Annotated in this window: 12 protein-coding genes; 9 read left to right on the top strand and 3 right to left on the bottom strand. The window is 59.4% G+C overall.

The genetic code is table 11. The annotated features are described in order from the left end of the window. The first annotated feature begins 36 nt into the window (after positions 1–36). From THS5294_RS01365 to THS5294_RS01340, 7 genes are all read left to right on the top strand, one after another. On the top strand, positions 37–1,413 hold the full coding sequence (locus tag THS5294_RS01365) for a M20/M25/M40 family metallo-hydrolase (protein ID WP_058122317.1): 1,377 nt from the start codon (positions 37–39) through the stop codon (positions 1,411–1,413). A gap of 333 nt (positions 1,414–1,746) precedes the next feature. Next, positions 1,747–3,519 (top strand): sulfoacetaldehyde acetyltransferase, encoded by a 1,773-nt coding sequence (gene xsc / locus THS5294_RS01360; RefSeq protein WP_038003233.1) that lies wholly within the window; start codon positions 1,747–1,749, stop codon positions 3,517–3,519. Continuing rightward, positions 3,516–4,526 carry a phosphate acetyltransferase gene (gene pta / locus THS5294_RS01355; protein WP_233486382.1) on the top strand — a complete coding sequence of 337 codons (1,011 nt, stop codon included), beginning with the start codon at positions 3,516–3,518 and terminating at the stop codon, positions 4,524–4,526. Before xsc ends, pta begins: the two co-directional genes overlap by 4 nt. 137 nt (positions 4,527–4,663) lie before the next feature. After that, positions 4,664–7,477, top strand: coding sequence for a molybdopterin oxidoreductase family protein (locus tag THS5294_RS01350; protein ID WP_058122315.1), 2,814 nt, complete (start codon positions 4,664–4,666; stop codon positions 7,475–7,477). Next, entirely contained in the window at positions 7,474–7,626 is a 153-nt protein-coding gene (locus THS5294_RS18425) for a hypothetical protein (protein ID WP_199484377.1), read from the top strand. Before THS5294_RS01350 ends, THS5294_RS18425 begins: the two co-directional genes overlap by 4 nt. Beyond that, positions 7,623–8,369 carry a 4Fe-4S dicluster domain-containing protein gene (locus THS5294_RS01345; RefSeq protein WP_058122314.1) on the top strand — a complete coding sequence of 249 codons (747 nt, stop codon included), beginning with the start codon at positions 7,623–7,625 and terminating at the stop codon, positions 8,367–8,369. Before THS5294_RS18425 ends, THS5294_RS01345 begins: the two co-directional genes overlap by 4 nt. Next, positions 8,369–9,241: a dimethyl sulfoxide reductase anchor subunit family protein gene (locus THS5294_RS01340; protein WP_058122313.1), complete on the top strand. Its 873-nt coding sequence runs from the start codon at positions 8,369–8,371 to the stop codon at positions 9,239–9,241. The genes THS5294_RS01345 and THS5294_RS01340 overlap by 1 nt, the downstream gene beginning before the upstream one ends. 48 nt (positions 9,242–9,289) lie before the next feature. Here the strand turns inward: THS5294_RS01340 and THS5294_RS01335 are convergent, their stop codons facing one another. From THS5294_RS01335 to THS5294_RS01325, 3 genes are read right to left on the bottom strand one after another with little or no spacing between them, the layout of a single operon-like run. Then, on the bottom strand, positions 9,290–9,742 hold the full coding sequence (locus tag THS5294_RS01335; protein WP_058122312.1) for a YaiI/YqxD family protein: 453 nt from the start codon (positions 9,740–9,742) through the stop codon (positions 9,290–9,292). After that, the gene (locus THS5294_RS01330; RefSeq protein ID WP_072936712.1) at positions 9,739–10,770 is read right to left on the bottom strand and encodes a hypothetical protein; all 1,032 of its coding nucleotides are present in this window, start codon (positions 10,768–10,770) and stop codon (positions 9,739–9,741) included. The genes THS5294_RS01335 and THS5294_RS01330 overlap by 4 nt, the downstream gene beginning before the upstream one ends. After that, the gene (locus tag THS5294_RS01325) at positions 10,767–11,528 is read right to left on the bottom strand and encodes an HpcH/HpaI aldolase family protein (protein ID WP_058122310.1); all 762 of its coding nucleotides are present in this window, start codon (positions 11,526–11,528) and stop codon (positions 10,767–10,769) included. The genes THS5294_RS01330 and THS5294_RS01325 overlap by 4 nt, the downstream gene beginning before the upstream one ends. 323 nt (positions 11,529–11,851) lie before the next feature. On the opposite strand from THS5294_RS01325, the gene THS5294_RS01320 reads away from it, so the two are divergent. Next, positions 11,852–13,705: an acetolactate synthase 3 large subunit gene (locus THS5294_RS01320; protein WP_370736562.1), complete on the top strand. Its 1,854-nt coding sequence runs from the start codon at positions 11,852–11,854 to the stop codon at positions 13,703–13,705. Between the two features lie 76 nt (positions 13,706–13,781). Further along, complete coding sequence (ilvN, locus tag THS5294_RS01315; protein WP_038003253.1) at positions 13,782–14,345, top strand: acetolactate synthase small subunit; 564 nt, start codon at positions 13,782–13,784, stop codon at positions 14,343–14,345. Positions 14,346–14,376 lie beyond the last annotated feature (31 nt).

Here is a 14,376-nt window from a genome sequence, read left to right as displayed (position 1 = left end):
GCTTGGCACTCTAAGAAAAAATCCCGGAGCCTTGTTATGACCCTAGATGCCACGCTTGCCCGCGTTGATGCCGACCTTGAGCCCGCTCTGGACCGACTGATGACGCTTTTGCGCATTCCGTCGATCTCGACCGACCCCGCCTTTGCAAAAGATTGCCAGGCAGCAGCGGATCACCTTGTCGGTGTGTTGGAGGAATTGGGCATCACCGCCAAGGCCCATCCAACACCCGGTCACCCAATGGTTGTGGGGCATAGCGATGGCCCCGGCCCGCACCTGCTATTTTATGGCCACTACGACGTGCAACCTGTTGATCCGATTGACCTGTGGCACAGGGACCCGTTCGACCCTGCGATTGAGGATACCGCCAAAGGGCAAGTCATTCGCGGCCGGGGTGCGGCGGATGACAAGGGTCAGTTGATGACTTTCCTAGAGGCGCTGCGGGCGATCAAAGCCGAAACCGGAACACTGCCCTGCAAGTTGACCGTGCTGTTTGAGGGAGAGGAGGAATCCGGCTCTCCCTCGCTTGTGCCGTTCATGAAAGCGCACGCAGAGGAACTCCAAGCTGACATCGCGGTGATTTGCGACACCGGGCTTTATGGCCACGACACGCCTGCGATCATCACCATGTTGCGCGGATTGTTGGGCGAAGAGCTGACGATCACTGGACCTAAGCTAGACCTACACTCCGGCATGTACGGCGGCATCGCGATGAACCCGGCCCGCGTTTTGGTGGATATCCTATCCAACCTCCATGATGATAACGGCACCGTCCAAGTCCCCGGGTTTTATGAAAATATCCCTGAGGTACCCGAGGATGTGCAGGCCCAGTGGGATGCGCTTGGCTTTGATCCATCGGCGTTCTTGGGTGATGTCGGCCTATCGATCCCAGCGGGTGAGCAAGATCGCACGCCTCTGCAAATGATCTGGTCCCGCCCCACCGCCGAGATTAACGGCATGACATCCGGCTACACTGGTGACGGCTTCAAAACCGTCCTACCGTCAATCGCCTCTGCCAAGGTGTCGTTTCGCATGGTCGCGGGCCAAGATCCAGACGCCATTCGGATCGCTTTCCGTGACTGGGTCCGGGCGCAACTTCCAGCGGATTGTACAGTGGAATTCAAATCCCACGGGGCGTCTCCTGCATCCAGCATGGACCTCAACCACCCTGTCTTTGACGCCGCCCGCCGCGGGTTAAGCGAAGAATGGCCAAACCCGGCCGCTTTTGTCGGTGCAGGCGGCTCGATCCCAATTGCCGGTTACTTCCAAGACATCCTCGATCTGCAAAGCCTGCTTGTCGGCTTTTCACGCGCGGATGACGGGTTGCACTCCCCTAATGAAAAGTACGACGTCGAAAGTTTTCACAAGGGCACACGCAGCTGGGTTAGAATTCTGGATGAAATCGCCAAAATGTAAGCGCTTGCACGGGAATGAAAGCGAACATCATTGAGTCGCTTTCATTTCCGTTTGCGCTAATTTTTGAGACCAAGAGTCTCATAAAAATTTCATCTTAGGTTGAACGGTGATTTAAGAAAACGTTGACGAAAACCAGAAAAATAACGTCAAAGCAATGATTTACCCACCCAATCGATCTACATGCCTATCTTCGCCCAAAATTCTGGCCTTATCCGCATGTCGGATTTGGCCCTAACGCCTAGACAAAACCACGTCTAATCACGAACCATAACGGGATTTATGGGGGGCAAGCGCCGGTGTGCTGGCCTCCTCAGTTCATGGAGAGCCCTCATCATGCAGATGACCACCGAAGAAGCCTTCGTCAAAACACTACAAGCCCACGGCATCCAGCATGCCTTCGGGATCATCGGCTCGGCTATGATGCCGATCTCCGACATCTTCCCCACAGCTGGGATCACCTTCTGGGACTGCGCCCACGAAGGCTCCGCTGGTATGATGGCAGACGGCTACACCCGCGCCACCGGCGAAATGTCTATGATGATCGCGCAAAACGGCCCCGGCATCACCAACTTTGTGACCGCCGTCAAAACCGCCTACTGGAACCACACGCCACTGCTTCTGGTCACGCCACAGGCGGCGAACAAAACCATCGGTCAGGGTGGCTTCCAAGAAGTTGAGCAGATGAAACTGTTCGAAGACATGGTTGCCTACCAAGAAGAAGTCCGTGACCCATCCCGCGTCGCCGAAGTTCTGACCCGCGTGATTGCTAAGGCCAAGCGTCTGTCCGGTCCTGCGCAGATCAACATCCCACGCGATTTCTGGACCCAAGTCGTCGACATCGAAATCCCTGAGCCGATCGAATTCGAAGCTTCCCCCGGTGGTGAGAATTCCGTCAAGGCTGCCGCCGACCTGCTGTCGAACGCCAAGAACCCCGTTATCCTGAACGGTGCGGGCGTTGTCTTGTCCAAGGGCGGCATCGCGGCCTCCATGGCGTTGGCTGAAAAACTGGATGCGCCAGTCTGCGTCGGCTATCAGCACAACGATGCCTTCCCCGGCTCGCACCCCTTGTTCGCGGGTCCTTTGGGCTACAACGGCTCCAAGGCTGGCATGCAGCTGATCAAGGACGCCGACGTTGTTCTGTGCCTCGGCACGCGTTTGAACCCGTTCTCGACCCTGCCCGGCTACGGCATGGAGTACTGGCCCGCTGACGCGAAAATCATCCAAGTTGACATCAACCCTGACCGCATCGGTCTGACCAAAAAGGTCACCGTGGGCATCGTGGGTGATGCGGCGAAAATCGCCAACGGCATCCTCGGCAACCTTGCGGACGACGCAGGCGACGCTGGCCGCGCCGACCGCAAAGCGCACATCGCGCAGACCAAATCCGCGTGGAAGCAAGAGCTGTCGTCGCTGGATCACGAGCAAGACGATCCCGGCACCAGCTGGAACGAGCGTGCACGCGAAGCGCGCCCCGATTGGATGTCGCCCCGTCAAGCATGGCGCGCGATCCAAGCGGCTCTGCCCCGCGAGGCGATCATCAGCTCGGACATCGGTAACAACTGCGCCATCGGCAACGCTTACCCTGACTTTGACGAGGGTCGTAAGTACCTTGCGCCCGGTCTGTTTGGCCCCTGTGGCTACGGCCTGCCTGCCATCGTTGGCGCAAAAATCGGCCAGCCAAACGTGCCTGTCGTTGGTTTCGCCGGTGACGGTGCCTTTGGGATCGCGGTGAATGAACTCACAGCCATCGGTCGGGACGAATGGCCCGCCGTGACACAGATCGTTTTCCGCAACTACCAGTGGGGCGCGGAAAAGCGGAACTCCACTCTGTGGTTTGACGACAACTTTGTGGGCACCGAGCTGGACATGAAAGTGTCCTATGCCGGGATCGCACAAGCCTGTGGTCTGATCGGTGTGCAAGCGAAATCCATGGATGAGCTGACAGACATCTTGAACCAAGCGATCAAGGATCAAATGGAAAACAACCGCACCACGGTGATCGAAGTGATCCTCAACCAAGAACTGGGTGAGCCCTTCCGCCGCGACGCGATGAAAAAGCCAGTGCGCGTGGCCGGTGTGACCGCCGCCGACATGGCAGCCGAGTGAGCGTTCTCTCGGACACTAAAATGGGGGCGGCGGATATTCCGGCGCCCCTCATTGCTTTGCGGACCCGCGCTGCAAAGTTACAAAAGCATATTGTTCTATCTGAGGGCACGGACCCTCGCGTGCTGGAGGCCGCCGCACAAGCGACCAAGGCAGGCCTTGCCCGTATTTCGATCGTTGCCCCAACAGGCACCGCAGCCCCCGACGGGGTGACAGTCCATGACCCGGCCACATCACCGCACCGTGCGGCCCTCATCACCGCCTTCCTCGAAGCGCGCGCCAAGAAATCCCCCACCCAAGAGCAGGCCGAGGCCGCGATCAATGATCCGCTGGTTTTTGCCGCCTTGATGGTGCGTGCGGGTCTTGCGGATGGCACTATCGGCGGGGCGACACACACCACCTCTGACACGGTGCGCGCAGCCCTTCAGATGATCGGCAAGGGCCCGAACGCTGGCATGGTGTCGAGCTTTTTCGTCATGGTGATGCCAGACTACCACCCAACGCGCCCTGAACAGGGCGTTGTTTTTTCCGACTGTGCGTTGGTGATTGAACCCTCCGCCCAAGAGCTTGGGATGATCGCGGTCCAAGCCGCCGCCTCTGCCCAGCAGTTGTTGGGCGTTGACCCAAAGGTCGCGATGCTCAGCTTTTCGACCAAAGGGTCCGCTCAGCACCCTAACGTCACCAAAATGACCGAGGCGACTGAGCACGCCAAGGCCGCGGGCCTCGCGGTCGATGGTGAGCTGCAATTCGATGCAGCCTTTGTGCCCGAAGTCGCCGCGAGCAAGGCACCGGGCAGCGCGATTGCCGGACAGGCCAATGTGTTCATTTTTCCCGACATCAACGCCGGAAACATCGGTTACAAAATCGCGCAACGTATCGGTGGCGCAAGCGCAATTGGCCCGATTTTGCAGGGCCTCGCCGCACCCGCCAATGACCTCAGCCGAGGCTGTAGCACCGAGGATATCCTCGACATGATCGCCGTCACGGCTGTGCAGGCCGACGCGTCATGACCGATCACAAACATCATATGCAGGACATTTCGGCGTGCGCGCCAGTGACCACATACCAACCATACCCTGCGGGCCTTGGCCTTGCGGGTTTCTATCTGCTCTCGTGAGAGCCGCGGACTTTTGAAGGAGGGCGCCAGATGACATTCCAGCAACCTAAACTTGAGACATCGCCAAAGGTGTCGGACGAAATCCGCAAGACCACATGTTACATGTGCGCCTGTCGCTGCGGGATCAACGTTCACATGAAGGACGGCAAGGTTGCCTACATTGAGGGCAACCGAGACCACCCTGTGAACAAAGGCGTGCTGTGCGCAAAAGGGTCCGCTGGGATCATGCAGCACAACGCACCCTCCCGCCTGCGCGCGCCCTTGAAACGCGTGGGCCCTCGCGGCTCGGGCGAGTTTGAGGAAATCAGCTGGGACGAAGCCTATGATCTGGCCGCCTCATGGCTGGAGCCGATCCGCCGGGACGATCCATCCAAGCTCGCGTTTTTTACGGGCCGCGACCAATCGCAAAGCTTTACCTCCATGTGGGCCCAAAGCTTTGGAACACCGAACTACGCCGCCCACGGTGGCTTTTGTTCGGTGAACATGGCCGCCGCAGGCATCTATACGATGGGCGGCGCGTTCTGGGAATTTGGTCAACCCGATTGGGATCGTACCAAGCTGTTCATGCTGTTCGGCGTGGCCGAGGATCACGACAGCAACCCCATCAAGATGGGCCTGGGCAAGTTGAAAAAACGCGGCGCGCGAGTGATTGGCGTCAACCCCATCCGTTCGGGCTACAACGCTGTTGCAGACGATTGGGTGGGCATCACCCCCGGCACCGACGGTCTGTTTATCCTGAGCCTCGTGCACTGCCTGATGTCTGCGGGCAAGATTGACCTGAAATATCTGCGCGATTTGACTGATGCGCCCGTTCTGATCAACGCCGATGAAAACTCACCCGAGTTCGGATTGGCCCTGCGCGACGATGACGGCCATCAGCTGGTTTGGTGCCGCGACCAACAAAAGCCACGCTGTTTTGATGCCCCCGACGTACACCCCGATCTGGCCGGCACGTGGGAGGTTGACGGCGTCACCCACCGCACCGTGTTCCATCACATGACAGAGCGGTACCTCGGCACAGAATACGCCCCCGAAACGGTGGCTGAGACTGTCGGCATTTCGGCCAACCGCATCCGCGCCATCGCGGCGGAAATCGCCCGTGTGGCGTTTGATGAAGCGTTTGAGCTGCCCATCGAGTGGACCGATTTCCGCGGCCGCACGCATAAGACCATGCAAGGCCGCCCTGTCAGCTTCCATGCGATGCGCGGGATTTCGGCGCACGCCAATGGCTTCCAAACCTGCCGCGCGCTGCATATGCTCCAGATCATCCTTGGCACGGTCGAAGTCCCCGGCGGCTTCCGGTTCAAACCACCCTACCCCAAGCCCGCTACGGCGCACCCCAAGCCCCACTGCAAGGTCACGCCCGGCGCGCCGCTGGACGGCCCACACCTTGGGTTTGTGCATGGTCCCGATGACCTCGCGCTCAAGGACGATGGCAGCCCCGCGCGTATCGACAAGGCGTTCACATGGGAAAACCCAATGTCAGCCCACGGGTTGATGCACATGGTGATTTCCAACGCGCACGCGGGCGATCCCTACAAAATCGACACGCTGTTTATGTATATGGCGAACATGTCGTGGAACTCGTCCATGAACACCGGCGGCGTCATGGAGATGCTGACTGACAAGGATGAAAATGGCGACTACGTGATCCCGCATATCATCTATTCCGATGCGTATTCCTCGGAAATGGTGGCTTTCTCGGATCTGATCTTGCCCGATACGACCTACCTTGAGCGGCACGATTGTATCTCAACCCTCGATCGCCCGATCTGTGAGGCTGAGGGCGCGGCGGATGCGATCCGCTGGCCGGTTGTTGAGCCGGACCGCGATGTGCGCGGCTTCCAAACCGCGCTGATCCAACTGGGCGCCAAAATGAAGCTGCCCGGCTTTGTGAATGACGATGGCACCGCAAAGTATGAAGATTACGCAGATTACATCGTCAACCACCAACGCCGTCCCGGTGTCGGGCCCCTTATCGGGTTCCGTGGTGAAGATGGCACCAAGACTGGCCGTGGTGAGGTCAACCCAAACCAGATGCAGGATTACATCGACAACGGTGGGTTCTATCTGGCGCACGTGCCCGAGGACGCGCAATTCTATAAGCCTTGGAACAAGGCCTATCAGGACTGGGCGGTCGAGATGTCGTTCTACGACAAGCCACAGCCCTACATCTTTACCCTCTGGTGTGAGCCGATGCGCAAATTCCAGCTGGCCGCCGAAGGTCACGGAGAGCGTCAGCCCCCCGAACACCTGCGCCAGCGCATCAAGGACCGTATGGACCCGCTGCCTGTCTGGTACCCCAGCACGGATCAGCACGAAGGCTTTACGGTCAACGCCCTGACGCAACGGCCGATGGCCATGTATCACAGCTGGGGCTCTCAGAACGCGTGGTTACGTCAAATCCACGGTCACAACCCGCTCTATGTGCCGACCAAAATCTGGGAAGCGCAACGCTTTGCGGAGGGCGATTGGGCGCGCGTCACATCCCCCCACGGTGAGATCACCGTTCCCGTCGCCCACATGGCCGCGTTGAACGAAAACACGATCTGGACATGGAACGCGATTGGGAAGCGCAAGGGTGCTTGGGCGCTGGAAGAGAACGCGCCTGAGGTCAAAAAGGGCTTCTTGCTGAACCATTTGATCCACGAACTGCACCCACCCAAAGGTGATGGGATGCGGTGGGCGAACTCCGACCCGATCACAGGCCAAGCCGCGTGGTTCGATTTGAAGGTCAAGATCGAGAAATGCGCAGCCCCTGCGGAAAGCCAACCCAACTATCCGGCACAGAAATCGCCGGTGCCCAAAGCGCCCGCAAAGCAGGCATGGAAGGTCGGCTCGTGACCCCCAAACGCACGCTTCTTCTTATCGCGGCTTTCGTTGCGTTCATGCTCGGCAGTTTCATTTGGTACATCGCCACATGGGACGCTGAGAAACGCGCACCCACGAGCCAAATCCAGACCACACTCTCACCGACAGGAGCCACGTCATGACCGCCCTGCCCGAAACAACCCAGACCAAGCTCGGCCTTGTGATCGACCTCGACACATGTGTGGGCTGCCACGCCTGTGTGGTGTCCTGCAAAGGGTGGAACACAGAAAACTACGGCGCGCCTTTGTCGGACATGGACCCTTATGGCCAAGCCGAGGGCACATTCCTGAACCGCGTTCACAGCTATGAGGTCGTGCCGGATTTGGGCACAGCACAAACCGTCCACTTCCCCAAGTCGTGCCTCCACTGTGAGGACGCGCCTTGCGTCACCGTCTGCCCGACCGGGGCCAGCTATAAACGAACAGAAGACGGTATCGTTTTGGTGAACGAGGATGCCTGCATGGGCTGTGGTCTATGCGCATGGGCCTGCCCCTACGGCGCGCGTGAACTGGACCAAGCAGCCGGTGTCATGAAAAAATGCACGCTCTGCGTGGATCGGATCTACAACGAGAACCTGCCCGAGGAAGACCGCGAACCTGCGTGTGTGCGGACCTGCCCGGCTGGAGCACGCCATTTCGGCGATCTGGGCGACCCCGACAGCGACGTCAGCCAGCTGGTAGCTGAACGTGGCGGCATCGACCTGATGCCCGAGCAAGGCACCAAACCCACCAACAAATACCTGCCGCCTCGGCCCAAAGACACGCTTGATACCGATATCGACGTGCTTGGCCCCCTGCTGGCCCCCGTGGCCGAACAGCCCAAGGGCTTCCTTGGCTGGCTTGATCGCGCTTTGGAGAAACTCTGATGCATCCTGCTCCTTCTGTTATCTTTTTCTCAGTCCTATCGGGCGCTGGCTTTGGCCTTTTGACGCTGTTGGGCTTTGGCGCGCGCGCCACGTCACAAGGCTGGCCTGCGTTTGTGTTCTTTGCCGTGGGCTTTGTGCTTGCGGTGGGCGGGCTTTTGTCTGCCACGCTTCACCTCGCGAACCCCAAGAACGCCATCTACAGCTTTTCGCAATGGCGCACATCGTGGCTCTCTCGCGAGGGTATTTCTGCCGTTGCAGCCCTCAGCTTGATGGGGCTTTATGCAGCGCTAATCATCTTTTTTGACATCCGCGTGGCACCCTTGGGCTATGTCGCCGGTGCACTGTGCTTGTTCACCGTTTTCACCACGGCGATGATCTACACCCAGATCAAGGCCGTGCCCCGCTGGCACCAACCCCTCGCCACGCCGGCCCTGTTCCTCAGCTACGCGCTGACGGGTGGTGCGCTGTTGGCGGGCGCAGTGGCGCATGCGGGCTTTTTGTTCCTTCTGACGGCGCTAATCCAGTTGTGGCACTGGAACGGTGGCGACAAAGCGTTCCGCAACGCAGGCACCAATATGAACACGGCCACTGGGCTTAAGGGCGCAGTGCGTCAGTTCGAGTCCCCACACACCGGGGACAACTACCTCCTCAAAGAGATGGTGTATGTGGTGGGCCGTAAACATGCGTTCAAACTGCGGATCATCGCGTTGTTGTTCGCGGCACTGATCCCCAGCTTCATGATGTTGGGTGAGGTAAAGCACCTCGGCGCGTTGATCGCAGTGGCACTCTACTTCACAGGCACTTTTGCCTCGCGCTGGTTGTTCTTTGCAGAGGCCGAGCATGTCGTCGGCCTGTATTACGGCAAACGCTAATCACACTTTCGGGTCGCGGTCCCTTGCGGGGGGATCGCGCCCCTGTTTCTATCGGGACAACCTGACCAAGACCCGATCCAGCGCGTTCAAAAACGCAGAGCGATCCCGGTCAGAGAACGGCTTCGAGCCTCCCGCTGTCATTCCCTCTAGCCCTGCGCGCACATCTGCCATGATAGCCCGCGTCGCGACCGCCGATCCGATTGAAGCTGAGGTGAATTCTGACCCCTTCGGATCAAGTGCTGCAGCCTCTTTTCCCAAAACACGCTCGGCCAACAGAATATCACTGGTGATGACGACGTCCCTTGGGGTGCACATCTCAACCAGTTTGTCGTCGGCCGCATCAAACCCATCGCTGACCACCAGTTGCGACAGCAACGGATGGGCCGGCAGCCGCAAATAACTGTTAGAGACCAGCACAACCGGCACATTTGTCCGATACGCAACCTTATATATCTCGGGCTTGACCGGGCAGGCATCTGCGTCCACCAAAATCCGTCTCATGCAAACGCCTCCACGTCGAACGGCACCTCGTGTGTGCCGCCGTCTTCATAGGTGATGTGTAACCCGCGTGCGAGGGCGACTTGCGCGATGGGCCGCGCCCCGTTCAGCCGCAGGATCGCGTGCCGGATAACGCGCTGCCCGCTGAGCGGCAGGGCCGATGGCACACCTTCGTCAGAGACACGGTTGTCGCGCAAGGCCGCGGCAAAGCCCGCACCACCGGCAGTGCATCCGTCCTCAACGCCCAACACGCCCCGATGTCTTCCGTTCCACGGGGCGTAGGCACGCCCGCCATTCGACACCCACAACATAGTGACGGGTAATTCTTCGCAGCGTTTGAGGCAGAGGATCGTATCATCCTCTGCGTGGCGGTGCACGGCCGTCCAGCCCAAGCCGCTTTGCGCTTGCTCAACCATCGTCAGAAAGTCTTCGCAGGGCGTGTCGTGCGGATACTCCCGCAGGTCCACCGGGCCGCTAGGCCCGTCAATCATCCAGCCCGTGATCCGTTGCCCGGAACGCCAGTATTGCGCCCCCGGTTCCAGCGGCGAAGGCTCCGTGAGGATCGCGCGTTTGGGCGCGCACCGAACAAAACCGCCCTCTGCCATGTGGATCATCGGATGGTGTGCCAGCGTGGTGGCTCCCTCGCCGCCCGAGATAACATGGCGTTGATAAATCGCGGGCTCATCATCGCGCACCCAGATATGGCCATCAATCCGCGCGCCGCTAATGGATTGCGCCAAACGCCAATGCAGCGATTGCGCGGTTTGGCGTTTGAGGATCCAGCGGGTGTTTGCGGGCGCGCCGTGGGGTGGCCCATCAGTGACGTCATCCATCCCAAAGGGGGCTGTCAAAAACGTGCCCCCCAGACGACGATCCACGGGTGGGATGGCCCGGTCGGCCTGAACCTCCGGCGCTTGCTGCCAAGGGGCCGCATGCAAGACATCGGCCCCGCCAATCACCAACCGTGGCATGTGACCAACGCTCGGTTCCAGCTCCGCCCATATCCTCCGGGCGGAGATCTCAATCCTCATGGCAGGTGCCGCGTGGCCCGAACCGCTGAGGCCAGCAAACAGGCATCAGATCCGACCCCGAGGAACCGCACACCTTTGTCCCGGTAGGCCGCACATACATCCCGGTCCAACGAGATGATGCCCGGCACCTTGCCCGCCTCAACGATCGTGTCGATCGCGCGGTCAATCGCGTCCAGAACCGATTGGTTGTTCAAATCCGCGATGTAGCCCATGTCGGCGGCCAAATCCGTGGGGCCAATAAACACCACGTCCACACCCTCGACGGCGCAAATCTCTGGCAAGGCGTTCAGCGCCGCGCGGCTTTCGACCTGGACGATTAAACACATCTCCGCGTCGGCGGTTTGTGCGTAGTCCGGCACCGCACCAAAGCCCGAGGCCCGGGCAACAGTCGCCCCAAACCCACGGACGCCGTGGGGTGGGTAGCGCACCGCGCGCACCAACGCCTCGGCCTGAGCCGCGCTTTCGACCATCGGTACCATGACCGACCGCACGCCAAGGTCGAGGACCTGTTTGAGCATCCAATCTTCTGCCGCAGGCACCCGCACGACCGCCTCGGCCCCCGTCCCGGCCAGCGCTATGACCTGCGCCTGAATGGCCGCAAGGTCGTAAGGCCCGTGTTCGGCGTCAATCAGGCACCAGTCATAGCCCGCGTTACCCGCGACTTCCGCACTGATCGCACTTCCCAAGTTGAGCCACAGCCCTACCTGACATGCGTCGCCCTGCAGTGCGGCTTTCAATTCGTTTGGTGCAACTGGCATGCACGCCTCCCTCGTTTTGGTTTTGCTGCATCGGGCCGTATTTTGCCCAAAGGTGCAAGAGGCGTTGCGTGATAACAATCGGACCCACCGCCTAGGCGCTGCTCGGTCCCAAAATCAGCCACCAAAATCATGTTAATTTCTCGAAGCACCGATATTTGAGAAACTTTCGGCAAGTTTATTGTGGCATCAGGGACATTTTATTCAAAAAATTGCGTATTGACCGGCGGTTTGCCCTTGTCTACGGTCTCAGCACGTGAAATTGGAGACACTGAGAAATGGCAACGCTTCTCGTAATTGTAGGCAAAAGGCGCATGGGCTGAGCAATCAGCAACCATTCCGGTACCCAGGCGCCCCCGAAGTCACCTTCGGGGGTTTTTTATTGCCCGCAACCGCGAGACCGCGCAGAGCAAGAGAGAGATGTGACTATGGCGAACATGACGGGCGCACAGATGGTGGTTAAGGCCTTGAAGGATCAGGGCGTTGAGGTGATTTTTGGCTACCCCGGCGGCGCGGTGCTGCCGATCTATGACGAGATCTTTCAGCAAAACGACATTCGCCACATTCTTGTACGCCACGAGCAAGCCGCCGTGCACGCCGCCGAAGGGTATGCGCGCTCAACCGGTAAGCCCGGTGTCGCCCTTGTGACCTCTGGCCCCGGGGCCACCAACGCCGTGACCGGATTGACGGACGCGTTGATGGACTCGATCCCGATTGTCGTTCTCTCCGGTCAGGTGCCGACATTCATGATCGGCTCGGACGCGTTCCAAGAAGCCGACACTGTGGGCATCACCCGCCCCTGCACCAAGCACAACTGGCTCGTCAAAGAGACCGACGCCTTGGCCGACACACTGCATGAGGCGTTCCACGTCTGCACCAATGGCCGCCCCGGCCCCGTGTTGGTCGACATCCCCAAGGACGTGCAGTTCGCATCCGGCACCTACAAGGCCCCCGGCAAGGCCGACATCGGCCACTATCAACCCCGTCTCAAGGGCGACCCAGAAGCGATTGAGCAGATGGTCGCTTTGATGGAGACCGCTGAGCGGCCCGTGTTCTACACCGGTGGTGGTGTCATCAACTCCGGCCCTGCGGCCAGCCAATTGCTGCGTGAGTTTGTGGCTGAGACGGGCTTTCCCATCACGTCCACGCTGATGGGGCTGGGCTGTTACCCTGCCTCGGGCGAGGCGTGGCTCGGGATGCTGGGCATGCACGGCCTCTATGAAGCCAACATGGCGATGCATGGCTGTGATCTGATGATCAACATCGGCGCGCGCTTTGATGACCGGATCACCGGGCGCCTCGATGCGTTCTCCCCGGAGTCCAAGAAAATCCACGTCGATATCGACCCTTCGTCCATCAACAAAGTGGTCAAAGCCGATGTCCCGATCTTGGGTGACGTCGCACATGTGCTTGAGGATGCCTTGCGCATCTGGAAATCACGCGGCCGCAAGACCAACAAAGAAGGTCTGCAAAAGTGGTGGGCACAGATTGAACAGTGGAAACAGGTTGAGTGCCTGAAGTTCAAACAAGAAGGCGCGGTGATCAAACCCCAATACGCTGTGCAGCGTCTTGAGGAGCTGACCAAAGGCATGGATCGCTACATCTCAACCGAGGTGGGCCAGCACCAGATGTGGGCAGCGCAATACCTTGGCTTTGAGGATCCGAACCGCTGGATGACCTCCGGTGGTCTGGGCACAATGGGCTATGGTTTCCCGGCGTCGGTCGGCATTCAGGTCGCGCACCCCGATGCGCTTGTCGTGAACGTTGCGGGTGAGGCATCATGGCTGATGAACATGCAGGAAATGGGCACGGCCGTGCAGTACCGCCTGCCCGTCAAACAGTTCATCCTTAACAACGAACGTCTCGGCATGGTGCGCCAGTGGCAGGAGCTGCTGCACGGTGAGCGGTATTCCCACAGCTGGTCCGACGCCCTGCCCGATTTCGTGAAACTCGCGGAAGCGTTTGGCGCGAAGGGTATCATCTGTTCGGACCCGAATGATCTGGACGACGCTATCATGGAGATGATCAAACACGATGGCCCGGTCATCTTTGATTGCCTCGTGACCAAGCACGAAAACTGCTTCCCGATGATCCCATCGGGCAAGGCCCACAACGAAATGTTACTGGGTGAGGCCGACACACAAGGCGTGATCGATGCGAAAGGCTCGGTGCTGGTCTAGGCCAGCCCCCTCCTCGGGTCAGGCGTGAAGTTCGCGTCTGCCCCCCGCCCACGACGTTATTCTAGAAAGATTTCCTATGTCCGCACTTCGCATCAAAAAAGGCTCCACGAGCCATTCCGCCTACAACCTGCGTCCCACGTTTTCCGACGTACAAGAGCGTCACACCCTTGCCCTTCTGGTAGAAAATGAGGCGGGCGTTCTGGCCCGCGTGATTGGCCTGTTTTCGGGCCGCGGCTACAACATCGAAAGCCTCACGGTGGCAGAGGTTGATCACGACAATGCGCTGAGCCGGATCACGGTCGTCACGGTCGGCACGCCACAAGTGATCGAACAGATCAAAGCCCAACTTGGCCGTATTGTGCCTGTGCGCGATGTGCATGATCTTACGGTTGAGGGACCTGCGGTTGAGCGCGAGCTGGCCTTGATCAAGGTTTCGGGCGCTGGTGACAAACGGATTGAGGCGTTGCGTCTGGCAGAGATTTTCCGCGCCAACGTGGTCGACAGCACGCTCGAAAGCTTTGTGTTTGAAATGACTGGCGCCTCTGACAAGATCGACGCGTTTTGCGAATTGATGCGTCCCTTAGGCTTGCAAGAAATCGCGCGCACAGGTGTCGCCGCCATGAGCCGTGGCAGCGCCTAAGACCCGCCTCAAAGCGTGGTGAAAAACGACG

The organism is Thalassobacter stenotrophicus, assembly GCF_001458315.1.
Taxonomy (GTDB): Bacteria; Pseudomonadota; Alphaproteobacteria; order Rhodobacterales; family Rhodobacteraceae; genus Thalassobacter; species Thalassobacter stenotrophicus.
The sequence above is the reverse complement of the archived record's forward strand: the minus strand, read 5'-3'. Positions and strand labels throughout refer to the sequence as shown.

Bases quoted from the DNA above. Each gene is read 5' to 3' on its own strand.
- THS5294_RS01365 (WP_058122317.1), top strand. From the start codon at position 37: ATGACCCTAGATGCCACGCTTGCCCGCGTTGATGCCGACCTTGAGCCC.
- xsc (WP_038003233.1), top strand. From the start codon at position 1,747: ATGCAGATGACCACCGAAGAAGCCTTCGTCAAAACACTACAAGCCCAC.
- THS5294_RS01350 (WP_058122315.1), top strand. From the start codon at position 4,664: ATGACATTCCAGCAACCTAAACTTGAGACATCGCCAAAGGTGTCGGAC.
- THS5294_RS01345 (WP_058122314.1), top strand. From the start codon at position 7,623: ATGACCGCCCTGCCCGAAACAACCCAGACCAAGCTCGGCCTTGTGATC.
- THS5294_RS01340 (WP_058122313.1), top strand. From the start codon at position 8,369: ATGCATCCTGCTCCTTCTGTTATCTTTTTCTCAGTCCTATCGGGCGCT.
- THS5294_RS01335 (WP_058122312.1), bottom strand. From the start codon at position 9,742: ATGAGACGGATTTTGGTGGACGCAGATGCCTGCCCGGTCAAGCCCGAG.
- THS5294_RS01330 (WP_072936712.1), bottom strand. From the start codon at position 10,770: ATGAGGATTGAGATCTCCGCCCGGAGGATATGGGCGGAGCTGGAACCG.
- THS5294_RS01325 (WP_058122310.1), bottom strand. From the start codon at position 11,528: ATGCCAGTTGCACCAAACGAATTGAAAGCCGCACTGCAGGGCGACGCA.
- ilvN (WP_038003253.1), top strand. From the start codon at position 13,782: ATGTCCGCACTTCGCATCAAAAAAGGCTCCACGAGCCATTCCGCCTAC.